The sequence below is a fragment of the Streptomyces sp. NPDC014623 genome, from assembly GCF_043088245.1.
GTDB lineage: Bacteria > Actinomycetota > Actinomycetes > Streptomycetales > Streptomycetaceae > Streptomyces.
Map to the genome: position 1 here is coordinate 129,476 of NZ_JBIBZU010000006.1, position 22,920 is coordinate 152,395.

The 22,920-nt window shown below is 71.0% G+C and carries 22 protein-coding genes and 1 tRNA gene; 13 read left to right on the forward strand and 10 right to left on the reverse strand.

All coding sequences use genetic code 11. From position 1 onward, the window contains the following. Positions 1-61: 61 nt before the first annotated feature. Positions 62-134 (reverse strand) — tRNA-Arg (locus ACF1FZ_RS12745). Here ACF1FZ_RS12745 and ACF1FZ_RS12750 point away from each other — a divergent pair. Then, on the forward strand, positions 108-254 hold the full coding sequence (locus tag ACF1FZ_RS12750) for a hypothetical protein (protein ID WP_391773381.1): 147 nt from the start codon (positions 108-110) through the stop codon (positions 252-254). The genes ACF1FZ_RS12745 and ACF1FZ_RS12750 overlap by 27 nt on opposite strands. 222 nt (positions 255-476) lie before the next feature. Beyond that, positions 477-2,279 (forward strand): class I adenylate-forming enzyme family protein, encoded by a 1,803-nt coding sequence (locus ACF1FZ_RS12755; protein WP_391773382.1) that lies wholly within the window; start codon positions 477-479, stop codon positions 2,277-2,279. On the opposite strand, the gene ACF1FZ_RS12760 is transcribed toward ACF1FZ_RS12755, so the two are convergent. Next, a complete protein-coding gene (locus ACF1FZ_RS12760) occupies positions 2,266-3,543 on the reverse strand; it encodes a M6 family metalloprotease domain-containing protein (RefSeq protein WP_391773383.1) in 1,278 nt (425 codons plus the stop codon). The genes ACF1FZ_RS12755 and ACF1FZ_RS12760 overlap by 14 nt on opposite strands. A 309-nt stretch (positions 3,544-3,852) precedes the next feature. Between ACF1FZ_RS12760 and ACF1FZ_RS12765 the strand changes: the two genes are divergently transcribed. Both ACF1FZ_RS12765 and ACF1FZ_RS12770 read left to right on the forward strand, forming a co-directional pair. Further along, entirely contained in the window at positions 3,853-4,518 is a 666-nt protein-coding gene (locus ACF1FZ_RS12765) for a TetR/AcrR family transcriptional regulator (protein ID WP_391773384.1), read from the forward strand. 167 nt (positions 4,519-4,685) lie between these two features. Beyond that, positions 4,686-6,206: an MFS transporter gene (locus ACF1FZ_RS12770; protein ID WP_391773385.1), complete on the forward strand. Its 1,521-nt coding sequence runs from the start codon at positions 4,686-4,688 to the stop codon at positions 6,204-6,206. A gap of 168 nt (positions 6,207-6,374) precedes the next feature. Here ACF1FZ_RS12770 and ACF1FZ_RS12775 read toward each other — a convergent pair whose 3' ends face one another. Continuing rightward, positions 6,375-6,887 carry a MarR family winged helix-turn-helix transcriptional regulator gene (locus tag ACF1FZ_RS12775; protein ID WP_391773386.1) on the reverse strand — a complete coding sequence of 171 codons (513 nt, stop codon included), beginning with the start codon at positions 6,885-6,887 and terminating at the stop codon, positions 6,375-6,377. A 182-nt stretch (positions 6,888-7,069) separates the two neighbouring features. Between ACF1FZ_RS12775 and ACF1FZ_RS12780 the strand changes: the two genes are divergently transcribed. Together ACF1FZ_RS12780 and ACF1FZ_RS12785 are read left to right on the forward strand one after the other, a co-directional pair. Further along, positions 7,070-7,852, forward strand: coding sequence for a dioxygenase (locus tag ACF1FZ_RS12780; RefSeq protein ID WP_391773387.1), 783 nt, complete (start codon positions 7,070-7,072; stop codon positions 7,850-7,852). Positions 7,853-8,313: 461 nt separating this feature from the next. Further along, entirely contained in the window at positions 8,314-9,315 is a 1,002-nt protein-coding gene (locus ACF1FZ_RS12785) for an RNA polymerase sigma factor RpoD/SigA (RefSeq protein WP_391773388.1), read from the forward strand. Between the two features lie 116 nt (positions 9,316-9,431). Here the strand turns inward: ACF1FZ_RS12785 and ACF1FZ_RS12790 are convergent, their stop codons facing one another. Continuing rightward, a complete protein-coding gene (locus ACF1FZ_RS12790) occupies positions 9,432-10,424 on the reverse strand; it encodes a helix-turn-helix transcriptional regulator (RefSeq protein WP_391773389.1) in 993 nt (330 codons plus the stop codon). Between the two features lie 61 nt (positions 10,425-10,485). On the opposite strand from ACF1FZ_RS12790, the gene ACF1FZ_RS12795 reads away from it, so the two are divergent. Continuing rightward, positions 10,486-12,057: an MFS transporter gene (locus ACF1FZ_RS12795; RefSeq protein ID WP_391773390.1), complete on the forward strand. Its 1,572-nt coding sequence runs from the start codon at positions 10,486-10,488 to the stop codon at positions 12,055-12,057. 13 nt (positions 12,058-12,070) lie between these two features. Here ACF1FZ_RS12795 and ACF1FZ_RS12800 read toward each other — a convergent pair whose 3' ends face one another. Both ACF1FZ_RS12800 and ACF1FZ_RS12805 read right to left on the reverse strand, forming a co-directional pair. Continuing rightward, entirely contained in the window at positions 12,071-12,817 is a 747-nt protein-coding gene (locus ACF1FZ_RS12800; RefSeq protein ID WP_391773391.1) for a DUF6227 family protein, read from the reverse strand. A 28-nt stretch (positions 12,818-12,845) separates the two neighbouring features. After that, positions 12,846-13,328 carry a P1 family peptidase gene (locus tag ACF1FZ_RS12805; protein WP_391773392.1) on the reverse strand — a complete coding sequence of 161 codons (483 nt, stop codon included), beginning with the start codon at positions 13,326-13,328 and terminating at the stop codon, positions 12,846-12,848. Between the two features lie 338 nt (positions 13,329-13,666). Between ACF1FZ_RS12805 and ACF1FZ_RS12810 the strand changes: the two genes are divergently transcribed. Genes ACF1FZ_RS12810 through ACF1FZ_RS12835 form a run of 6 tightly spaced genes read left to right on the forward strand, consistent with a single transcriptional unit; the run spans position 13,667 to position 19,085 of the window. Then, on the forward strand, positions 13,667-14,827 hold the full coding sequence (locus ACF1FZ_RS12810) for an MFS transporter (RefSeq protein ID WP_391773393.1): 1,161 nt from the start codon (positions 13,667-13,669) through the stop codon (positions 14,825-14,827). Further along, entirely contained in the window at positions 14,824-17,148 is a 2,325-nt protein-coding gene (locus ACF1FZ_RS12815; protein ID WP_391773394.1) for a molybdopterin oxidoreductase family protein, read from the forward strand. Before ACF1FZ_RS12810 ends, ACF1FZ_RS12815 begins: the two co-directional genes overlap by 4 nt. Before the next feature lie 7 nt (positions 17,149-17,155). Continuing rightward, positions 17,156-17,758 carry a 4Fe-4S dicluster domain-containing protein gene (locus ACF1FZ_RS12820; RefSeq protein ID WP_391773395.1) on the forward strand — a complete coding sequence of 201 codons (603 nt, stop codon included), beginning with the start codon at positions 17,156-17,158 and terminating at the stop codon, positions 17,756-17,758. Then, on the forward strand, positions 17,755-18,441 hold the full coding sequence (locus tag ACF1FZ_RS12825; RefSeq protein ID WP_391773396.1) for a ubiquinol-cytochrome c reductase iron-sulfur subunit: 687 nt from the start codon (positions 17,755-17,757) through the stop codon (positions 18,439-18,441). Before ACF1FZ_RS12820 ends, ACF1FZ_RS12825 begins: the two co-directional genes overlap by 4 nt. Further along, entirely contained in the window at positions 18,438-18,842 is a 405-nt protein-coding gene (locus ACF1FZ_RS12830; protein WP_391773397.1) for a hypothetical protein, read from the forward strand. The genes ACF1FZ_RS12825 and ACF1FZ_RS12830 overlap by 4 nt, the downstream gene beginning before the upstream one ends. A 21-nt stretch (positions 18,843-18,863) precedes the next feature. After that, on the forward strand, positions 18,864-19,085 hold the full coding sequence (locus tag ACF1FZ_RS12835; RefSeq protein ID WP_391773398.1) for a hypothetical protein: 222 nt from the start codon (positions 18,864-18,866) through the stop codon (positions 19,083-19,085). 120 nt (positions 19,086-19,205) lie between these two features. Here the strand turns inward: ACF1FZ_RS12835 and ACF1FZ_RS12840 are convergent, their stop codons facing one another. The 4 genes from ACF1FZ_RS12840 to ACF1FZ_RS12855 all read right to left on the reverse strand — a co-directional run bounded on the left by ACF1FZ_RS12840 (position 19,206) and on the right by ACF1FZ_RS12855 (position 22,774). Then, positions 19,206-19,796, reverse strand: coding sequence for a hypothetical protein (locus tag ACF1FZ_RS12840; RefSeq protein ID WP_391773399.1), 591 nt, complete (start codon positions 19,794-19,796; stop codon positions 19,206-19,208). A gap of 356 nt (positions 19,797-20,152) precedes the next feature. Further along, entirely contained in the window at positions 20,153-21,001 is an 849-nt protein-coding gene (locus ACF1FZ_RS12845) for an S-methyl-5'-thioadenosine phosphorylase (protein WP_391773400.1), read from the reverse strand. Between the two features lie 84 nt (positions 21,002-21,085). Continuing rightward, positions 21,086-21,427, reverse strand: coding sequence for an FmdB family zinc ribbon protein (locus tag ACF1FZ_RS12850; RefSeq protein WP_391773401.1), 342 nt, complete (start codon positions 21,425-21,427; stop codon positions 21,086-21,088). Positions 21,428-21,493: 66 nt separating this feature from the next. Beyond that, on the reverse strand, positions 21,494-22,774 hold the full coding sequence (locus ACF1FZ_RS12855) for an MFS transporter (RefSeq protein WP_391773402.1): 1,281 nt from the start codon (positions 22,772-22,774) through the stop codon (positions 21,494-21,496). Positions 22,775-22,920: the final 146 nt, after the last annotated feature.

The following is a 22,920-nucleotide window of genomic DNA, read 5'->3' on the forward strand; positions in this document are numbered from 1 at the left end:
CCGCCCGGGCTTCCCCGAACGGGCAGTGACTAACTGGCCTGTGACCAGCGCTTTACCGCTGTGCCCCCGGCAGGATTCGAACCTGCGACACCCGCTTTAGGAGAGCGGTGCTCTATCCCCTGAGCTACGAAGGCCGGGATCTGCCGGGCCGTGTGTCCGAAGGCCGGGTGGTGACCGGTGGCCTCGGGCAGCTGGTTTCCAGCAGTTTCGTGGTGGTGCGCCCGACGACGGCCGCCTCACCGCTGACAGTGTAGCGGGTGGTCGCCCGGCGGCCGGAGGGTCGTGCGGCGGGGGCGTGGCCGGGCGGTGTGCGACCGTGGGGCGCCTGTCCGGCCGGGCAGGCGGGACGGACTCCGCGGCTGGGTCCGGGGACCGGGAGAGGACGGTCTGCGGGATGCGGCGCGGGTGCCTTGACCGGGCTCAGGTGCGGGCATAGCGTCGCCGGATCGCTGAGCCAGTACGTGGAGAGGCCGTTCGTGCCGCACACCGACCCCAGCCGTTCCTCCGACCCGGCGGCCCTCGCCCGGATCGAGGCGGCCCTGACCGGCCCCGGGGCTCCGTTCGCCGTGGCGCGGGCGGAGCACGGGCCCCTCGTCTACGCGAACGGGCCCCGCACGCTACGGGAGTTCGTGGAGACCACCTGGGCGTTCGGTGACCAGCCGTTCCTGGTCTCGGGTGAACGGACCGTCTCGTACGGGGACTTCTTCGCGGCCGCCTCCTCGCTCGCCCGGCGGCTCACCGGGACCTACGGGCTCCGCCCCGGGGAACGGGCGGTGGTGGCGATGCGTAACCGCCCCGAGTGGCAGATCGCGTTCTGGGCGGTGCAGCTGGCCGGTCTCGTCGCCGTGCCGCTCAACACCTGCTGGACGGAAGGGGAGTTCGGTTACGCCCTCGACGACTGCGAGCCTGCGGTGTTGCTGGTCGATGCGGAGCAGCTGCCGAAGGTCGCGGACCGTGGGCGGAGGTCAGGGGCGCGCTTCGTCGTCTTCCACGGCGGGGAGGCTGTCCTCTCCGGTGGAGGAGGCGTTCTCTCCGGCGGGGAGGAGCTGCCCGTACGGGCCGAGTGGTACGCGGCCCTGCCGGAGCCCGACCCGTCGGCGGCACCGCCCGGGGTGGAGATCCGGCCCGAGGACGATGCCACGATCATCTACACCTCCGGCACCACCGGGCGGCCCAGGGGCGCCGTGGCCACCCACCTCGCCCAGGTGGGTGCCGCCCTCAATCCGCGCTACCAGGCGGCGGCCTCCGCGCTCGGCCGTGGGGCCGTCCCGGGTCAGGGACCGGCACCGGTGACCCTGATGACGTTCCCGTTCTTCCACGTAGCCGCGTTCACCAGTCTGTACGCGGCGATGGCGGTGGGCGGCACCCTCGTCCTGATGCCGGAGTGGGACGCGGGTGAGGCCCTGCGGCTGATCCGCCGGCACGGGGTCTCGCATTACGCGGGCGTCCCGGCCACCGCGCTCCAGCTCCTCGCGGCGGCGGACCGCGAGGGTGACGGTCTGGAGGGCCTGAAAGGGCTGGACACCGGCGGGGCGGCCCCGCCGGCTCTGGTCACGCGGCTCACCGCCCGGTACGGCGAGCGGATCGAGCCGCGCAACGGTTACGGCCTGACGGAGACCAGCGGCGGCGTGCTGGCCGATTCCGGCGCCGCGTACCGGGCGTACCCGGATTCCGTGGGCACTCCGACGCCGGTCACCGAGGTGCGGATCGCAGGCCCCGGGGGCGAGTCCCTGCCGGACGGTGAGCCCGGCGAGCTGTGGCTTCGTGGGCAGTCCCTGGTCCGTGGCTACTGGCGTGACGAGGCCGCGACGGCCGAGGCGTTCACCGGCGGCTGGTTCCGTACGGGGGACCTCGCAGTCGTCCGGGACGGGCGGGTGGCCGTCGTCGACCGGATCAAGGACATGGTGGTCCGGGGTGGCGAGAACGTGTACTGCGTGGAGGTCGAGGCCGCTCTGCACGAGCACCCCGATGTCGAGGACGCGGCGGTGCTCGGTGTTCCGCACCCGGTGCTGGGAGAGGAGGTCGCGGCGGTCGTCCTGCTGCGCCCGGGTTCCGCCGTCACGGCGGAGACACTGCGGGCGCATGTGGGCCGGAGCCTGGCCGCGTTCAAGGTCCCCGCCCATGTGCTGGTGACGCGGAAGCCGCTGCCGCGGAACGCGGCGGGGAAGATCCTCGAGCGGGAGCTGCGCGGAGCGCTCCGGGAGTACGCGGGCGAGGGCCCGGGTGAGGGCCGAGGCCCGGGGCCGAGGGCTCGGGGCCGCGGGCTCACGGCCGGGTGATCCGCACCCGGTAGTGGCCGTCGGCGTGCTTCGCCAGCACGGATATGCGTATGCCGTTGGCCCGGTCGGTGAACGTCTCGCCGGGTTCGAACGGGGCGTCGGAGAGCTCGGCGTGGACGTTGGGCCGCCGGGTGCAGCCGCCGCTTCCCTCCGTACTGTCCTCGACGGCGACCGGGCCCCGGCCCGTGTCGACGTCGGCGCTCACCTTGTAGATGAGTACTCCCGGCCGGCAGACCGCTTCGTCGTTGCCCTCCGCGGTCCGTACCTCCACCGCGTAACCGGACTGCGCGCTCACCGGTACGAAAGCCAGCTTCGGGCCTCCTGCCGTGGCCAGCGGCTCGAGGACGTGTTCGCTGGTGCCGGGCATGGCGGCGCAGCTGACCTGTTCGCCGCCCAGCCAGCCGAGCTTCCACTTGTGCCAGCCGAGGAGGTCGTTGTCGGCCCCCCAGTCCTCGGACATGATGTCCCAGTGCCCCACGGAGCCGCCGCCCTCCAGCGTGTAGAGGTCGGGCAGCCCGAAGACATGGCCGTTCTCGTGGGGGAGGACCCGGTAGCCGGTCTCCTCGTACGAGCCCGAGCCGTCGTCCTGGCGGCTGTAGACGAAGGACGTGTTGGCGAGCGGAACGCCGTCGGCGGACGGGGCTTCGTCGTTGCCGGCGAAGGTCACCGACAGGACGGTGTCCAGCGCGGAGGGGCCGGCGTTCGGGGTGACGAGCACGTTGACCAGGTCGTACTCCGAGAAGTCGACCTTCGGGTCGGCGACGGACACCAGATCCTTGACCATCTTGCGGTAGCCCGGTTCGTACGGGGCGCCGCGCTCTATCCCGTACTCGGAGAACGGCAGCGGCATCCGCAGCCAGTCGTCCACGGGGGCTTCGGGCTGGTAGACGAGCCGGCCGTAGGAACTGGTGCGGAACCAGTCGGAGGTCTGCGGAAAGAATTCCGCCAGCCGGTCCGCCGCCGGTTCCGTCGCCTGTGCGTCGGGGAAGTCGATCATCAGGTTGAGGGCTCTGATCCGGCCGGTGGAGCGTGCGTAGCCGGGTGGTGTCGGCATGCCCTCCGACATCTGCACGCCCATCGCCGTGGGTATGCGGCATGGTGCGAGGCCGGTCCCGCGGGGTGCCGCCACGGCCCCCGGGGAGGCCTGGCCGACGGCGGGGAGGGTGGAGCTGGCCGATGCCGTCGCCGCGATGACCAGGGCCGTCGCCCCGGCGAGCACGAGGGGGCGGCGGCGTCCGCGTATCCGGTGGCGTGACTGCTGCATAGGCGTCGCCTTCGGGTCCGCGGCAGCCGGCCGGGTCCTGACTGCGCTCTGGCGATCAGCCTCTTCCGGGTCGTGGAGGACCGCTCGCTGGGTGCGCCGATGGAGGGTTTTTGCCCCATGGCCCGTGTGAGCCGGGCCGCATGGCCCGTGTGCCTCAAGCCGCATGGCTCATGTGACGCAGACCACATGGGTCCGGGAAATAACCGGGGACGCTCTCCCCGTTTGCACCTGTGTCCTCGGGAACCGGGGACGCGGTCCCCGGTTGCAGCGGTGGGCCGTCGCACACGCCGGAAGGGGAGGACCGTGGTCGTGAAGCCGTCCGTCACCGGAACCGCCACCTGCGCCGCGCGGGGCCGTGCGTCCCGTCCGCGGGCCGACGCCCTGCGCAACCGGGAGCGGATCATGGCGGCCGCGCTCGAGATGTTCGTCGAGTTCGGGCCGGACGTGCCGCTCGACGAGGTCGCACGCAGAGCCGGAGTCGGCAACGCCACGCTCTACCGCAACTTCCCCGACCGGGCGGCTCTGATCCATGAAGTCGTCCTCGCCGTCACCTCCCGCACCACCGACCGGGCGCAGGAGGCCGTCGCGGCCGAGTCCGACCCCTTCGCCGCGCTCAGCCGCTTCGTGCACGCGGCGGCCGACGAGCGGATCGGGGCCCTGTGCCCGATGCTGTCCGGCGGCTTCGACAACGACCACCCCGAACTGCTCAGCGAGCGCCGTCGCCTCGAAGAGGCCGTCGAAGGACTCGTGGAGCGTGCCATGTCCGCAGGGAGGCTGCGCACCGACATCGCCGTCGGTGACGTACTCGTCGCCCTCTCCCAGCTCACCCGGCCCCTGCCCGGCATCGCCTGCCTGGACATCGACCGGTTCACCCACCGCCATCTGCAGCTCTTCCTGGACGGCCTGGAATCCCCGGCCCGCTCCGAACTGCCCGGATCGGCGGCGACCTTGGAGGATCTGCGCAGCGGGCGTTGACCCCCGCGCACCGGAGAACCGACCCACAGCCCCGGCCCGCACCGGCCCAGAAGCGGGCCGGACCTGACACGCAGGTCCGGCCCTGGTGCCCTCACCCTTTTCCGTCGTCTTCCGCGCGTCCGATTCGCCGACTTCGCAACTCTTCGTGTCTTTAGGTGGCTATTCCCATGCCGAAAACAGCCGGCACCCTTCCGGATCCCAGTCGCTGGAAAGCGCTGAGTTTCATCGCCCTCGCCCAGCTGATGGTCGTGCTCGACGCGACCATCGTGAACATAGCCCTGCCCTCCGCCCAGACCGACCTGGGTATTTCCGAGGGGAACAAGCAGTGGGTCATCACCGCTTACGCCCTGGCGTTCGGCGGTCTCCTGCTCTTCGGCGGGCGCATCGCCGACCTCTGGGGCCGCAAGCGCACCTTCGTCGTGGGTCTGCTCGGCTTCGCCGCGGCCTCCGCGCTCGGCGGCGCGGCCCAGAACGAAGCGATGATGTACGGCTCCCGTGCCCTGCAGGGTGTCTTCGGCGCACTGCTCGCGCCCGCGGCCCTCTCGCTGCTCGCCGTGATGTTCACGGACGCCAAGGAACGCGCCAAGGCCTTCGGCATCTACGGGGCCATCGCCGGTGGCGGTGGTGCGGTCGGCCTGATCCTGGGCGGATTCCTGACCGAGTACCTGAACTGGCGCTGGACCTTCTTCGTCAACATCCCGTTCGCGATCATCGCCGCGGCCGGCGCCTACTTCGTCATCCGCGAGCCGGCCGGCAGCCGCAACCGCTCGTCGCTCGACGTCCCCGGCGTCGTCCTGTCCACCCTCGGCCTGGTCGCGCTGGTCTACGGCTTCACCCGCGCCGAGTCGGCCGGCTGGTCGGACTCGCTGACCATCGGCATGTTCGTCGCGGCCGCGGCGCTGCTGCTGGCCTTCGTGGTCACCGAGGCGCGCGTGAAGTCGCCCCTGCTGCCGCTGCGCGTCCTGACCGAACGCAACCGCGGAGGGGTCTACCTCTCGCTGGGCCTCGCCATCATCGCGATGTTCGGGCTCTTCCTCTTCCTGACGTACTACCTGCAGGTGGTCAAGGGCTACACACCGGTCAAGACCGGCTTCGCCTTCCTGCCGATGATCGTGGGCATGATCACCGGGTCCACGCAGATCGGGACCCGGCTGATGACCCGGGTCCCGCCGAGGCTGCTGATGGGCCCCGGTTTCCTGGTGGCGGCCGTCGGCATGCTGCTGCTGACCCAGCTGGACGTCAACACGTCCTACACGACCGTCATCCTGCCTGGCCAGCTGCTGCTGGGCCTGGGCATGGGCACGGCGTTCATGCCGGCCATGTCGTTGGCCACGCACGGCATCGAGCCGCGTGACGCAGGTGTGGCCTCCGCGATGGTGAACACCTCGCAGCAGGTCGGTGGCGCCATCGGCACGGCGCTGCTCAACACGATCGCCGCCGGCGCCACCACCGCGTACGTCGCTGACCACGCCGCCGGCGCGAGCGACCCGAAGCTGCTCCAGCTCCAGGCCATGGTCGCCGGTTTCACCGGCGCCATCTGGTGGGCGGTCGGCATCCTGGTCGCCGCTTCGGCGATCGCGGTGGTCCTGATCAACACCGGGCGTCCGGGGTCGGGTGCGGTCGGCGGCTCGGGGGACCTGGCGGACGGGATCGAGGAAGAGTTCAAGATCCCGGTCGTCGCGCACTGACCGCGCTTGCGCACTGATCGTGTCCGCGGACCGGCCGCGCTCGCACACCGGCCGTGTCCGCGCACCGACCGGCGGCACCGGACCGGGATGCCTGGTCCGGTGCCGAGCCGGTCGGAGTGACGCTCGACGGATCCGGGGCCTGTCCCGGCCTGCCTGCCCTGGCTCCGCTCAGCGGAGCCAGGGCAGGTCCGCGTCCGTGTCCTCCGGCTGCAGGCCGGTCGCGATGATCTGCATGATCTCGCCGAGACTCTGTACCTGCTGGGGGCTGAGCCGGTCGAACATCGCCTGCCGTACGGCTTCCACGTGTCCCGGTGCGGACCGCGCCAGCATGTCGTAACCCTCGTCGGTGAGGATCGCGTTCTGGCCGCGCTTGTCGGAGTGGCAGTCCTCGCGGCGTACCCAGCCGTTCTTCTCCAGCCGGGCGACGGCGTGGGAGAGGCGGGAACGGGTGATCTTGACGTCCTTGGCCAGCTCGGTCATGCGCTTTCGCCGCCGGGGGGCCTGAGAGAGGTTGACGAGCAGGCCGTAGTAGATGTGCGGCATGCCGGCGTCGCGCTGCAGCTGACGGTCGAGGTGGTCCTCCATGAGCGTGGTGGCGTGCAGATAGGCGCGCCACGCGCTCTGTTCTTCGTCGGTGAGCCACCGGGGCCCGCCGGGGGATGCCGTGGTCATGTACTCCACTGTACGACCTTTTCTTGAAAGTTGAACTAAATAGAGCTAAGGTCTCTGGTAGTTAGAACTTGAAGATTCAAAGACTAGGGCTCACGGAGCCGGTCGCCGAATCTCCGGTGCTCGTGCAGGTGCCGGTGCCCGGTACCTGTAGAGAACACACATACCTTGATCGGCAGAGGAATGGGAGTGTCATGAACGTCACCACGGAACGTATGCCGGCCCTCTATCTTTCTCACGGCGCCCCGCCTCTCGCCGATGACCCCCTCTGGCCCGGGCAGCTGGCCGCCTGGTCGGCGGAACTGCCGCGCCCCAAGGCGATCCTGATGGTCTCCGCACACTGGGAGGAGGCTCCGCTGGCCCTCGGCGCCACCGAGGCCGTGCCGCTGGTCCACGACTTCTGGGGATTCCCCCCGCACTACTACCAGGTGCGGTACGCCGCCCCCGGGGCCCCGGGACTCGCGGACGACGTCCGCAAGCTGCTGCGCGGCGCCGGGACCCCGGTGCAGGACATCCCCGGTCGCGGACTCGACCACGGGGCGTACGTGCCGCTGGTCGAGATGTTTCCGGCTGCCGACATCCCCGTCCTCCAGGTCTCGATGCCGACGCTCGACCCGCAGGAACTGATGGCTGTCGGACGCAGGCTGGCCCCGTTGCGTGACGAAGGTGTGCTGATCGTCGGCAGCGGCTTCTTCACGCACAACCTGGCGGCGCTGCGGCACTCCGGCGGCGGCATCCCCAGCTGGTCGGCGGAGTTCGACGACTGGGGGCACCGGGCGATCCAGGCGCAGGACATCGACTCCCTGCTGGACTTCGAGCACGCCTCGCCCGCGGGCGGACTCGCCCACCCCCGCACCGAGCACTTCGCGCCGCTGTTCGTCACGCTCGGGGCGGCCGAGGGGGATCTCGGTCAGGGGCGCAGTGTCATCGACGGCTTCTGGATGGGCCTGGCGAAGCGCTCGGTGCAGTTCGGCTGAGCAGCGGTTCCCCGTGCCGGTACGCGCCGCGGCGCAGGCCGCCGCCCGCCTCCCCCGGGTGGCACGGGCCGTCGGCGGCACGGCCGGGGACATGTCGCGAGTCGTGCCGGGTATCCGGGTCCTGAGCAACCAGCAGCCTGTGGAGCCCGTCTTCCGGGTGGGAGCGCAGCCGGGGCACATGTTCCGCGGGGTGGAGGCGCCGCGTGGAATGTGAGCGCGGTCTCACGGGCGTCACGGCTGCAGATGCCCGCGAAGGCCTGTGGGTCGGCTTCGGCGCCCTGTTTGACCTGCGCTTCTGTGGGTATCTGCGGCATCTGTCCTCTCCTGGGGGCCGACAGGGTACTGCATGATCGCGGAATTGAATGGGCGTCGTGGGAATTCTGTCCGGATTCCAGTCGTTGTTTCCATCGGATGCAGGGCACCCGAGAGGGTGTCGCGACCTACTCAGCAAGGGAGCACGCATGGCAACCCGTGCCGTCGCCCGTCGTTCGTCCGCCAGCACCGGCGGGACCGACCGGGCAAGCAGTGTTCGCGCCGTGGGCGGGGAGATCGCCGATCGCGACCTGGTCGGCATGTACCTGGACGAGATCGCTCGCACACCGCTGCTCGACGCCGCCAAGGAGGTCGAGCTCTCGCAGGACATCGAGGCGGGCGTCTATGCCCAGCAGATCCTCGCAGGCGAGGTGGAGAGCGACGCCGGCGGAGCGACGCGTGAGGAGCTCGAGGCGCTCGTCGCCGGGAGCGAGCGCGCCAAGGACATATTCATCCGCTCCAACCTCCGGCTCGTCGTTGCCGTGGCCAGGCGCTACCCGAGGGCGGGTCTGCCCCTGCTCGATCTGATCCAGGAGGGGAACGCGGGCCTGGTGCGCGCGGTCGAGAAGTTCGACTACGCCAAGGGCTTCAAGTTCTCCACGTATGCCACGTGGTGGATCCGGCAGGCCATCACCCGTTCCATCGCCGATCAGTCCCGCACGATCCGGCTCCCCGTCCACCTCGTGGAGGAGCTCGGCAGGATCCGGCGCGTGCAGCGCGAGTTCAACCGTGAGCACGGGCGTGACCCCGAGCACGCGGAGATCGCCGCCGAGCTCGACTCCAACGCCGAGCGCGTCGGCAACGTCCTGGACTGGGCCCGTGACCCGGTCAGCCTGAACATGTCCGTGGACGACGACGGTGACACGCAGTTCGGGGATCTGCTGGAGGACACCTCGGCCGTGTCGCCCGAGCAGTCCGTGATGACTCTGCTGCGAAGCGAAGAGCTCGAGGACCTGATCGGCAAGCTCGACAACCGCACCGCCTCCATCATCAAGATGCGTTACGGGATCGAGGACGGCCGCGAGCGGACCCTCACCGAGGTGGGCAAGCAGCACGGTCTGACGCGGGAGCGGATCCGCCAGATCGAGAAGCACGCACTGCTCGAATTGAAGCGAATGGCTCACGACACGGGCTTTGACGCTGCGGCGTGAGCCGATAACCCGTAATCTCCCCATCAAGCCGGTTCGCACCGGCCCGACGACCGGTCTCCTTCCGGTCCCCTGAGCTGAGTCCCGGCGCCCACCCCCCCCCCGGCGCCGGGGCTCATTCATGTCAGCCCCGCCGCCGGCCGGCCGGACCGGGCCGCCCGGGAGAGGCGCGCGCCCAGAGCGCCGAGGCGCTCCACCAGCTCCGGCGGGCCGTGCGCCTCGAACGCGCAGTCCACCAGCGCGAGCCGCAGAGCCACCCACTCCGTCGAGCTCCGGGAAGTCGTGCGCAGTCGGCAGCCGTGTGCGCCGACCGGCTCCAGCGTGCCGAGCTCCGCAGGCAGCCGGGCCGCCACGAAGCCGGCGGACGCCTCGAACGTCACATCGATGTGCAACTCGGGCTGATTGCGGGACAGCGCCCTGGAGAGGATTTCCGCACCGTTCTCGCTCCCGGCGGGCAGCTCGCGTGGGGTGAATCGGGCGCCGGTGGAGAACGGCTCACTCACCCGGTCCACCCGGAAGGTACGCCAGTCCTCGCGGTCCAGGTCGTACGCGACGAGATACCAGCGGCTGCCCGTGCTCACGAGGCGGTACGGCTCGACCTGCCGCTTCGACGCGGCGCCGTCCCCCGCCCGGTAGCCGAAGCGCAGCCGCTCGCACGCCGTGACCGCCGAGGCGATCACCGTGAGCGTCCGCGGATCGATGGCCGCGCCGTCGCCGCGGGTGAGGGGGGTCGTGGCGTTCTGCAGGGCGGAGACCCTGTGCCGCAGCCGTGACGGCAGCACCTGTTCCAGCTTGGCCAGGGCCCGTACGGACGCCTCGTCGATGCCCTCGATGGCATGTCCTGCTCCCGCACGCAGCCCCACCGCGATGGCCACCGCTTCCTCGTCGTTCAGCAGGAGCGGCGGCATGGCGGCGCCCGCGACCAGGCGGTAGCCGCCGACCGAACCGCGCGATGCCTCGACCGGGTAGCCGAGGTCGCGGAGCCGGTCGATGTCGCGGCGGACTGTGCGCGGGCTGACGTCCAGTCGGCCGGCCAGCTCGCTGCCGGGCCACTCGCGCGGCGTCTGGAGGAGCGACAGCAGTTTCAGCAGTCGTGCCGGGGTGTCGGTCATGGAGAAAGGGTGCCCGTCCAATAGGTCATCAACTGACCTGTTGGGCCACTAGCTTCCTCTCATGACTTCTTCCGAACCCCTGCCGCCGACGGCAGCCGACCGCACCGCGCCGACAGGGCCGGCCACGCCACACGATCCGGCGGACAGCCGCCGCTGGATCGCACTGGCGATCGTGATGACCGCGGCCTTCATGGACCTGGTGGATGTCACCATCGTCAACATCGCCATCCCGAGCATCACGCGGGACACCGGTGCCTCGTTCACCTCGATCCAGTGGATCACCGCCGGATACGCGCTGGCCTTCGCGGCCGGTCTGATCACAGGCGGCCGACTGGGTGACATCTACGGCCGCAAGCGGCTCTTCCTCATCGGGATCGGCGGCTTCACGCTCGCCTCCGCCCTCTGCGGCTTCGCCGCGAACCCGGAGATGCTGGTCGCCTCACGCATCCTGCAAGGCGGTACGGCCGCGCTGATGGTGCCGCAGGTGCTGTCGATCGTGCACGCCACCTTCCCGGCGCACGAGCGCGGCAAGGTCTTCGGGCTCTTCGGTGCGATCGTGGGGCTCGGCGCGGTCTCCGGGCCCCTGCTGGGCGCCCTGCTCACCGAGTGGAACCTCTTCGGTCTCGAATGGCGGCCGATCTTCCTGATCAACCTGCCGGTCGGCATCGCCGGGCTGTTGCTCGGACGGAAGTTCATCAGCGAGTCCAAGGCACCGAAGGCGCTCCGGCTGGACCTGACCGGAGTGGCCCTGGTGACGCTCGGCCTCCTCATGCTGCTCTACCCGCTCACCCGGGGACGCGAGCTGGACTGGCCGCTGTGGGGCCACGTGTCGATGGCCGCCAGCCTTCCGGTGTTCGCGGCGCTCGTCGTGTTCGAACGCCGGAAGGCGCAGCGTGACGGTTCGCCGCTCATCGAACTGTCGCTGTTCCGGATGAAGAGCTTCGCCGCGGGCACCGCCGTGCAGCTGGCCTTCGGTATCGCCCTGGGCATCTTCTTCCTGGTCTGGACGCTCTACCTCCAGACGGGACTCGGCTGGAGCGCCCTGCGGGCCGGCTCCACGGGAATCCCGTTCTCGATCGCCGTCTCGTGCGCAGCCGGGATCTCGGTACAGAAGCTGGTGCCCCGCTTCGGCCGCAAGGTCCTGCAGGCGGGCGCGCTGCTGATGATCGCCGGGCTGTTGCTCTACATCTGGGAGGCCGGGCGCTACGGACTGGACATCAGCCCCTGGCAGATGGCACTCCCCCTGGTGGTCATGGGCGCGGGCATGGGGCTGATCGTGGCCCCGCTGACGGACACGGTGCTCTCCGGAGTGCCGAAGGAGCACTCCGGATCGGCATCGGGGCTGATCAACACCGTGCAGCAGATGGGTACGGCGCTGGGGCTCGGCCTCGTCTCGGTCGTCTTCTTCGGCTCGGTCAGCGACCGGCTGCCGCCGGAAGCGATGGGTGCGGCGTTCGTGGACGCGTTCCAGCAGTCGCTGTGGTGGGTGACCGGGGTGCTCACGGTGATCTTCCTCGTGATGTTCGCTCTGCCTGCCAGGCCACAGGTGCATCTGGAGGACGGCGGGGACGGTACGGACCCCGTACAGGCCCAGGACGATGCGAGCGCGAAGGAGCCTGTGCTGACGAGCTGACGAGCTGGCCGCGTCAGCAGATCCGGGTGCGGTCCTCCATGGCCAGACGCGCGGTCTGCTCGTCGTCGTACACCTCGCACATGTGGCGGCCGTCGGACGTGGCCGTGTGCTCGACCTCCCACAGGCTCGTCTCGCTGCCGTCCAGGAGGAGGAAGGCGTGCTCGTAGAGCGTGAAACCGGCGTCCCGTCCGTCGACGCGGTACTGACGGCCGAATACCTGGGTGATGTGGTGGGCGAAAGCCGCCCGGAGGAGCCCGGCGGTCCGGGCGCCGGGCCGGTCGCCGTTCTCCGCGCGGCGCAGGACGCGGCGGGCGTGGTCCGCCGAGTTGTCCTGGGCGTACATGCGGGGCAGGGGGGCCGGGGGGACGCTCATGAGCAGGGTGAGCGCCTCCATGTCCTCCCGGAGGCTCTCGTCCCCGAGGGCGGGGGTGTCCCAGAAGCTGCCGGCGAGGCGGGCGGCGGCGATCTGCGCGTCACCCTCGTCGTCGTACAGCTCGTGGCGACGCGGGGCGGGGACCTCCCTGCCGCCGCCGTGCACCAGCTCCCACAGGGTGAGCGTGCTGCCGTCGGAGAGCAGATAGGTGTGCCGGTAGGTCTCCCGGTGGAGCACGGAACTGTGGTGGGACGAATGGAGGGCGCTGCTGTGGGCCAGCGCCGTGCCCAGCCGGTCGACCGTGGTGTCGGACAGGTCGAAGGAGTTGAGGGCGCATCGCAGGAGTCGCTCGAGGTGCTGCTCGGTTGTCTCGTACGGATCGCTCAAGGTGCTGTCTCCAGGCCGTTGCCGCGTGTTACCCGATGCGTGCATAACGTAGTCCCTGGGTCTGACATCGTGACCGGGGTTCGCGAAAAACGTACCGCGTACGCGGAAAGTTCCCAGCCTGTTCGAAACGTCGCGCAAGAGGTTCCCGGACTCGCCGGGGCGCGCCGTGGAACTCGCTGTACGACGGGAACGCGCCTCCCGGCCCGCCTGTTCCCCGGGTCGCCCTGACGGCCTTCACGAGGGCGCGGGCGGCGGCGTCCGCCCCCGCCGCCGGGATGGCGTCGAGTACGGCGAAGGGCTGCGGAGGCAGCGGCAGGTCACCGCTGGAGAACGCGAAGACGGTGTCCTCGCCGGTGAGGAGGTGGACCGGCCGGGCGGCGCGCGCGAGTCCGTCGTGCGCCGTGCCCGCGAGCTTCTGCGCCTGGGCGCGGGGGAGAGCGGCGACGACGGCGGGCGTGGCGTGGGAGACGCCGCTCGTCCGCGTGCCGCCCCCTCCGCCGGCTTCCCCCACGTGCCCCGGACCTCCGCCGGCTGCGCGCGGCTTCGTGCGCCGAGGGCGCGGGATGCGCGGACGGCTCTCCCGAGCCGTGCTTCCCGTGCGACACCCCCCGTCCGCGGAACGGCGACGGAGCCCGCCGCGCCGACGACGGCCAGGGCGGCGACCGTGGGCCCGGAGGCCAGGCGCACGTGCCGGTACCGCCCTTGGTCCGCCCGGCCGTCGCCCGGTACCGGCGCCGACCGTACCCCCGGGGGCCGGTACGCCCGGCTCGGAGGGGGCGAGAGGTGACGCGCTCACCCTTTCGATGCCAAAAGGGGACTATCCGTGCTTTTCGGCCCTACGGTGGCGGGGTGACCGAGCCACCAGAAGTGCGCGCCGCAGCGGAGCGACCCGACCCCGGTGCCCACACCGACCCTCCCGGCGGTCCGGACCTGCGGCAGCCGAGCCGGAGCTCCGCCGCCGTCGCGAAGGCCGCCGGGGCGCTTCCACGGTCCGTCAACGGCAGGGCGGCTCTGGCCGGTGCCGTCGTCTCCGCGCTGTTGGTCCTCGCCATCGTCCTCGGCAGCCGTCTGCTGCACGACTTCGACTCCGCCCTCCTCCCGTACGCCGTCGCCACCGTCTTCCTCGCGTTCGGAGTCGCCTACCGCTACACGGTCTGGGTCTCGGCCCCCGGTGCCCGACGGCTCTTCAGGAGCGGCTGGCGCAGCCTGTTCTCGAAGGAGAACTTCCGCAAGGCACCCACCGCCCTGCCGAAGATGACCGCGACCTATCTGGGCTTCCAGAAATTCCTCGGCGCCCGCTCCCACGCCCGCTGGGCCGCCCACCAGCTGATCTTCTGGGGCTGCGTCCTCGCCGCACTCATCACCTTCCCGCTGACCTGGGGCTGGTTCACCTTCACCTCCGGCAGCGGCTCGGGGCCCGGTTACGAGATGCGCATGTGGGGCATCAAGATCATCGGGTTCGACTCGCTGAACATCGTCGGCTGGCTGATGTTCCACGGCCTGGACATCGCCGCGGTGCTCGTCATCCCCGGAGCGGGGTACTTCCTCTGGCGCAGGATGAAGGACCGCGGGGCCGTCACCGGACAGCGCTTCGCCTACGACATGGTGCCGCTGCTCGCTCTGATCACCATCTCCGTCACCGGGCTGCTGCTCACCTTCTCCTCGATCTTCCTGCGCGGCGGAGGCTACGAGTTCCTGGCGATCCTCCACATGGTCTCGGTGGTCTTCACCCTCATCTACATCCCGTTCGGGAAGTTCTTCCACATCGTGCAGCGCCCGGCAGCGGTCGGCATGCAGCTCTTCAAGTACACCGGGCGCCAGGACGACGAGATCTTCCCCTGCCGCCGCTGCGGGGAAGCCATCGACACCGGTCCGTACGTCGAGAACCTGCGCGGAACCATGCGTGATCTCGAACTCGGCTTCGACGCATGGGCCGAATACTGCCCGCGCTGCAAGCGGGTGCTGCGCGGTAACGCCTATCTCCACCAGGTCAAGAAGGGTTTCAAGTGACCGCGGATCCACGCCCAGCCGCCGGCCGCACGGCCGTCCCCCTCGATCCCGCGATCGCGCCACCGGGCTCCCAGGGGTTCCGCGACGCGGGCGGGATCCCGGCCGACAAGTGGCACGCCGACCAGCACGGCGAAACGCTGGTTCCCACCCACTGCTGCTTCTGCGGCGTCCAGTGCGGCATGTATCTGCGCGTGGACCGGCACGGGAAGGTCTTCGGCGTGGAGCCCCGCAACCACGACATCAACCGCATGCGACTCTGCCCCAAAGGCATCCACGCCTACCAGCAGGTCAACCACCCCGACCGGCTCACCGCACCCCTCATGCGCCGCTCCCGGGACGAGGAACTGCGCGAGGTCACCTGGGACGAGGCACTCGACTTCACCGTCTCCGAGATCAAGCGCATCCAGAAGGAACACGGGAACGACGCCTTCGGGGTGCTCGGCGGGGCCAGTCTCTTCACCGAGAAGTCCTACCTGGTCGGCAAGTTCGCCCGGGTGGCGATCAAGACCCGGCACGTCGACTACAACGGCCGGCTCTGCATGGTCAGCGCCGCGGGTGCCAACAAGCTCGCCTTCAACATCGACCGGGCCGGCAACCCCTTCTCCGACATCCTCCTGACCGACTGCCTGCTGCTCGCCGGAGCCAACGTCGGCGAGTGCTTCCCTGTGCTGACCCAGTACGTCTGGGGCGCCAGGGACCGCGGCGCCACCCTGATCGTGGTCGACCCGCGTGAGACGGCGGTCGCGCGCACAGCCGACATCCACGTCGCGCTCAAGTCGGGCACCGACTCGGCCTTCTTCAACTCCGTGCTGCACGTGATCATCGAGGAGGGCCTCACCGACGAGGCCTACCTCGCGGCCCACGCCACGGGCTGGAAGGAGGTCAAGGCCAACGTCGCCCAGTACCCCCCGTCCCGCGCCGCCGAGATCTGCGGCATCCCTGAGGAACAGGTCCTCCAGGTCGCCCGTGCCTTCGCCCGCGCGCCGAAGGCCATGGCCTTCCACGCCAGGGGCATCGAGCACCACACCCAGGGCGTCGAGAACTGCCTCTCCGTGATCAACCTCTGCACCGCTACCGGCCACATCGGCAAGCCCGGTGCCGGTTACGGCACTCTCACCGGTCAGGGGAACGGCCAGGGGGGCCGCGAGCACGGCCAGAAGGCGGACCTCCTTCCCGGTGGGCGCTCGATCCTCGACAAGGAGCACCGGCGGCAGATCTGCGAGGTCTGGGGCATCGAGGAGTCCGAACTCCCGGGCCCCGGAACGTCCATGATGGAAATGGTCTGGCAGATGCAGCGCCAGGAGATCCGCGGCCTGATCGGCATCTGCAACAACCCCTTCGTCTCCCTCCCCAACTACGCCGTGGTCAAGGAGGGGTACGACACCATCGAATTCCACGCCCAGTTCGACTTCTTCCTCTCGGAGACCGCCGCCAACGCCCACGTCGTCTTCCCCGTGACCGTCTGGGCCGAGGACGAGGGGGTGATGGCCAACGCCGAGGCCCGCGTGGTCAAGCACAACAAGGCGCAGGAGCCGCCCCTCGGCGTGCGGACCGACACCTGGGTGATGTGCGAGCTCTCCCGGCGCCTCGGTGCCGGTGACAAATTCGCCTTCGGCCGCACCCGTGACGTCTTCGACGAGCTGCGGCGTGCCTCCGCCGGCACGGTCATCGACTACTCGGGCATCACCTACGAACGGCTGGAGGAGACCGGCGGCCTCTCCTGGCCCTGCCCTTCCACCGACCACCCCGGCACTCCCCGGCTGTTCGAGGACGGCACGACCTACCACGCCGACGGCAAGATCCATATGCAGGTCGTCGAATGGCACCCGCCGGCCGATCCGTACGACGACGAGCACCCGATGACGCTGACCACCGGACGCACCGTCGCCCATTTCCTCTCCGGTAACCAGACGCGGCGGCTGGGCGGCCTCGTCGAACAGACTCCGCGCCCCTGGGCCGAGGTCCACCCCTCCCACGGTTTCCGCAACGGCGAACCCGTCCGTGTCGTCACCCGACGCGGCAGCGAGGTGTTCCCCGCGCTGGTGACCGAGGCGATCCGGCCCGACACGGTGTTCATCCCTTACCACTGGCCCGTTCCCACAGCGGCCAACGCACTCACCGTCGACGCCCTCGACCCCCGCTCCAAGATCCCCGAGTACAAGGTCTGCGCCTGTCGCATCGAGCACGCCGGAGCGATCGACGAGGTCCCCGCACCCCCGGTCGCGCCCGGCCATGTCGCCTATCCCGAGACCCAGGTGTCCCGTACCGACCCGTTGCCGCCCACGGCCCCGCAGGGCCGCGGCACCTCGGAGAGGAGCTGATGCCGGGATGATGGGCAGAACGATGTTCATCGACCCGGGGCGCTGCATCGGCTGTCAGGCCTGTGTCTCCGCCTGCCGGGAATGCGACTCCCACCGGGGCAAGTCGATGATCCACCTCGACTACACCGACGAGGGCTCCTCCGTCGCCTCCCTTCCCACGGTCTGCATGCACTGCGAGGACCCGGTGGCCCCCTGCGCCGAGGTCTGTCCGGCCGACGCGATCCTGGTCACCGCGGACGGCGTCGTGCAACAGGCCGACACCACCCGTTGCATCGGCTGTGCCAACTGCGTCAACGCCTGTCCCTTCGGGGTCCCGAAGATCGACCTGGAGGCGAAGCTGCAGTTGAAGTGCAACCTCTGCTACGACCGCACCGCCTACGGGCTGGCCCCCATGTGTGCCACCGTCTGCCCGACCGGGGCCCTCTATTACGGCACCGTCGAGGAGCTCCAGGCGGAACGCCCCGGGGTGCAGGTCGCCGACACCTTCGTCTTCGGCGAGAGCGAGGTCCGCACCGGCGTGGCCATGGTCGTGCCCGCGGAACGGGTCCAGTGGCCGGTGCCCGGCGGACTTCCCGTCGTCGAGATCAACGGGAAGGACGTCCGCCGATGAGCGTCACCGAACAGCAGCTTCCGGGCCCCGAGCACGGATCGGGAGGTGACCCCCGCGAGGCGTTGCACGACAGGATCGCCACCGACTCGCTGACCACCCGGCGCGACTACCTCCGGATCGTGGCCACCGTCTCCGGCGGCCTCGCCGTGGGCGGGCTGGCCGTGGCGGGCGGCATCCTCCACCGGCACGGGGAGACGGAGGACGGTAAGGCGCCGGTCCCGAAGCGGATCGCCGCGCAGCTGCTGCCCGGCGAATCCCTCGCTTTCCGCTACCCGGGCGACGAGGACCGGGCGGTCGCCGTGAGGATGGACGACGGCACGCTCGTCGGCTACTCCGCCGTCTGCACGCACCTGGCCTGCGCCGTGCTCTGGCGCAAGGACCGCGGTACGGAGGGCGAGCTGTACTGCCCCTGTCATGAAGGGATCTTCGACGCCCGCACCGGTGAGGTCACGGCCGGCCCTCCGCCTCGCGGGCTGCCCAAGGTGGCCCTGACCGAGCTGGAGGACGGCAGCATCTGGGCCGTGGGCACCACCCGCTCCGGCGAGAGCCTCGAGGAGGGGCTGTGCCGTCAGCTCGGCGAGGACCGCCCGGACCTCGCCGACCGGATCGGCTGCCCCGGCACCGGAGGCGGGGTCGAAGCGCCGCCCGCGCCCGCCGCCACGACCCCGGACAGGCAGTCATGACCGAGCCCCTGGACCCGGTCGGGCCGCCCCGTCCCCCCAGGCCTCAAGGCTCGGCCTATCCCGCATACCACCCGGGCAGCGCACGTGCCGAGCTGAACCGGCCCCTCCATGAGCGATACCCCCAGATCCGGCCCACCAGCGGCTATGCCGATCCGCGAGTGCGTCACACCGGCCCGGGCCCTGGGGCGGGTACGGAACAGGAGCCCGAGCGGTCCGCGAAGCTGACGGCCCGGCTGGTGCTGGCGATGAGCGTCGTGATCGGTCAGCTGTGGGCTCTGACGGAGGTCGTCAACGTGTGGATGGAGGGCGACACGGGCACCGCCTGGTGGGGCGCCGGATTTCTGTGCCTGTCCTTCCTCGTCGTACTGGTGCTGTGGCTGCTCGACCCGAAGGACCGCTGAACTCGGCCGTACCCTGGAGGTATGAGTGCCGCCCCCACCCCCGGACCACGAGAGCCGAAGCCGCCGCAGCAACGGCCGCCGCAGGAGTCCAGGCCAGAGCCGCCGGCTCTGGTCTTCGACGATCCGCTGGACCGGCAGTCCTCGGACGACACGGACCAGGGGTGGGGCGAGCGGGCTCCGGCAGGCGGCGGCGCGGCCGATCTGGCGCGCTTCCTCGACGAGAAGCCGCCCCACCACATCTGACGTCGGCTGCCGGCGACGGTTCCGGCCGGCCACGCCTGGCCCCTTGGGCGAGGCGCGTGTCCCGCATCCCCTTCAGCACCTTCGGCCCGCTCACCTCCAGCGGAAGGGCGAGCCGACGTGCTACCCGCGCTGTCCGACATGGGAGACCGCCACCGCGAGCCGTCCTGAGGCGCCGGCACCTGCCAGGGCAGCCGCGGTGTCCCGCTCCACGGACAGGACCACCAGCGCGCCGCCGCTCACGCCCGCCCCTCCGTCAACCGTCAGGGACGAGACCTCCCCGCCGGGGGCCGACGCCTTCCCGCCACCCGCGTCGTGCGGGATCTCCGCCACCCGCACGTCGCGTGCCACCACCCTGGCCTCCGCATCCCCGTCGACCGCGGCGATCACATCGACCCGGTCGCCGCGCCGCAGCAGCCCGACCGTCGCCGCGTCGGCGATCCGCACCGGGGCGGAGACCAGCCGCACGGCCCGCCGCTCAGACCCCGGTGGCGCGCCCCCGGGGAGAGCGGCCGCCCCTCTCTCACCGCCCGGCCCCGAAGCGGCGAGCACGGCGGAGGCCAGCGCGAACCCGGCGGCCAGCGCCCGGCGGCGGCCGCGGAGCGCCCGCCGCAGTCGTTGCGCGCCGCCGCCCCGCACGCGCAGGGGCCCGAAGGGCGGGACGCTGCAGGGCGCGGGAGGCGCGGGATGTGTGTCGGGGACCGAAGGAGACATGGCCAATACCACCTGCCGTGAGGGAAGACCCGCGGGTTTCCCCGCCGGACTCGCACCACGATCCACCCTCCGCGAAAACCCCGCTCGGCCCTGTGGACAGCCCACAGGATGTGGATAACTCGGCCACCTGTTCGAGTTTGCCCGCGGGCCCGTAAGCGCGCCTGCGGCCCCCTTCGCGCGGGGCGGCCCCCTTCGCGCGGGGCGGCCCCCTTCGCGCGGGGCGGCCCCCTTCGAACGCGGCCCGCCCCGCACGGACCGGCAGCCGACAGGACGCGAGCCGACCGTGGACCGACCGCGACCACCAACCGGCCATGACCGCGACCGCGATCCGACCGTGGCCATGAGCCCCGTGTGCGCTACGGCAGCGCGATCCCCGTAGCGATCCCGTCCAGTGCGTGCGCACAGACGCAGTCGCGGTCCTCTTCCGCGGGCAGGGCCGCCACCGCGTCGAAGAGCACCGACCGCAGCCGGTCCACATTGGCCGCGAACACCTCCAGCACCTCCGCGTGGTTGACGCCCTCACCGGCCTCGGCCCCCGCGTCCAGGTCCGTCACCAGCGTCAGCGTCGTGTAGCAGAGGTTCAGTTCACGGGCGAGCACCGCTTCCGGGTGCCCCGTCATGCCGACGACCGACCAGCCCATCGCCGCGTGCCAGCGCGACTCCGCGCGGGTCGAGAAGCGCGGTCCCTCGACCACGACCAGGGTCCCGCCGTCCACGGGTTCCCAGCCGCGGCCGCGCGCCGCCGCCAGGGCCGCCTTGCGTCCTTCGGGGCAGTACGGATCGGCGAAGCCGAGGTGCACCACGTTCGGCCGGGACCCGTCGGCCAGGGGCTCACCGTCGTAGAACGTCTGTGTGCGGGCCTTGGTGCGGTCGACCATCTGGTCCGGTACGAGCAGGGTGCCCGGCCCGTACTCCGGCCGCAGACCGCCGACCGCGCAGGGACCGAGGACCTGCCGTACGCCGACGGAGCGCAACGCCCAGAGATTGGCGCGGTAGTTGATCCGGTGCGGGGGGAGGTGATGGCCGCGGCCGTGGCGCGGGAGGAAGGCCACCCGGCGGCCCGCGAGTTCACCCAGGAAGAGGGAGTCGCTCGGTGCCCCGTACGGGGTGTCGACCTGGACTTCGGTCACGTCCTCCAGGAAGGAGTAGAAGCCCGACCCGCCGATGACACCTATTTCCGCCGTACCCGTCTTTGCGTTCACCATGCGGTCACACTAACCGCACGCGCACGACCGGGACCCCGCCGAGTCGATCGACGGGGTCCCGGTGAAACGTGTGTGCGCGGGGGCTCAGGCGGCCGACGTACCGCTCGACGACGTGGAAGAAGCCGGGGAGGGGGCCGAGGACGACGCCGAAGAGGCCGGTTTGGCGTCCGGCTTCGACGAGGAAGACCCGCTGGACGAGTCGGACGTCTTGGCGGACGACGACGTGGCCGGCGTGCTGCTCGACGAGGAGCCGCGGCTGTCGTTCCGGTAGAAACCGGATCCCTTGAAAACGATGCCGACGGCCGAGAACACCTTCTTGAGGCGTCCCTCGCAGTTCGGGCACACGGTCAGGGCATCATCGGTGAACTTCTGCACCGCTTCGAGGCCCTCGCCGCATTCGGTGCACTGGTACTGATAGGTCGGCACTTGCTCCTCCTGGCACTCTCACTCAATGAGTGCTAACGACGCTCCATACTGACGTATTCCGAGCGATCAGTCCACTGTGACCGGCTCGCGGTGACCGATCCCACGTGCCGCCTCCCGCCCCCGGGACGGCGGCGTCAGCCGCGAACGCAGCGCCAGCAGGGTCACCAGCGCCAGTGCCGTACCGGCCAGCGGGACCAGGAAACCGGTGCTCGCGCCATGGACGTCCGCGAGCTGCCCGGCCACCGTGACGGCTGCCGCCTGGCCGAGTGCCACGGCGCCCGTAAGCCAGGTGAAGGCCTCGGTCCTGGCGGACGCGGGGACCAGTGCGTCGACCAGGGTGTAGCCACTGATCAGCGCGGGAGCGATGCACAGGCCGACCAGCAGCCCGAGTCCCGCCAGCAGTGGCACGGAGTGCACGGCCCAGAGCCCGGAAGCGGTCAGTGTCAGGGCCACGTAGCCGGCGATCAGCCGGCGGCGCGGGCTGATCTTCCACACGACGGCCCCGCAGGCGAGGCCGGCCAGCATGTTGCCGGCCGCGAAGACGCCGTAGAGCAGCCCGTTCACACCGGGCCGGCCGATCTCCTCGGAGAACGCCGTCAGGGAGACCTGCATGCCGCCGAAGACGGCGCCGATGCCCAGGAAGGTGACCGCGAGGACGCGCACCCCGGGTACGGAGAGAGCCGAGCGGTGGGGCTCGGCCGTTGTGGCGGCACCCCGGGGAGCGGGCTGGGTGGAGCGCCGGGCCGCGAACAGGAGACCGCCCAGGAGCGTCAGAGCCGCCTCGGCGATCAGCCCGGCCGCCGGGTGTACGCCGGTGCACAGCGCCGTCGCGAGCACGGGGCCCACGACGAAGGTGAACTCGTCCGTCACGGACTCGAAGGCGGCGGCCGTGGTCATCAGCGGGGAGGCAGGGCGTCCCGGGGCGGCGCCGAGCCGGGCCGCCCAGCGGGCCCGCACCATGGGGCCGATCTGCGGCACGGAGGCCCCGGTGGGCACCGCCGCCAGGAACAGGACCCACAGGGGCGCGTCCGCCAGGGCGAGTGCCGTGAGGGCGCCTACGGAGGCGGCGTGCACCAGCACGCCGGGCAGGAGCACGGCGCGCTGGCCGAACCGGTCGGCGAGCCTGCCGGTCTGCGGCGCGAACAGGGCCATGGAGACACCGGTGACGGCGGCCACGGCGCCCGCGCTGCCGTACGAGCCGGTGGTGTGCTGGACGAGGAGCACGATGCCGATGGTCAGCATCGCGAAGGGCTGCCGGGCGGCGAAGCCCGGGAGGAGGAAGGTCCACGCACCCGGGGTGCGCAGCAACTGCCCGTAACCGGGGCGGTCGGAGACCGTGGACGCCACGGTCCATGCCTTTCTGCCGCCTGGTGGCCATGTCCCGGGGCTCCCCCGCACCGGGGTGCGGGGGCGTGCGGGAACTGCCGAGAGCTGTCCTCTTCGCGCGGGACTGCGGTAGATGCCGGGCGCTCGCTCCAGAGGCGAAGGCGCCA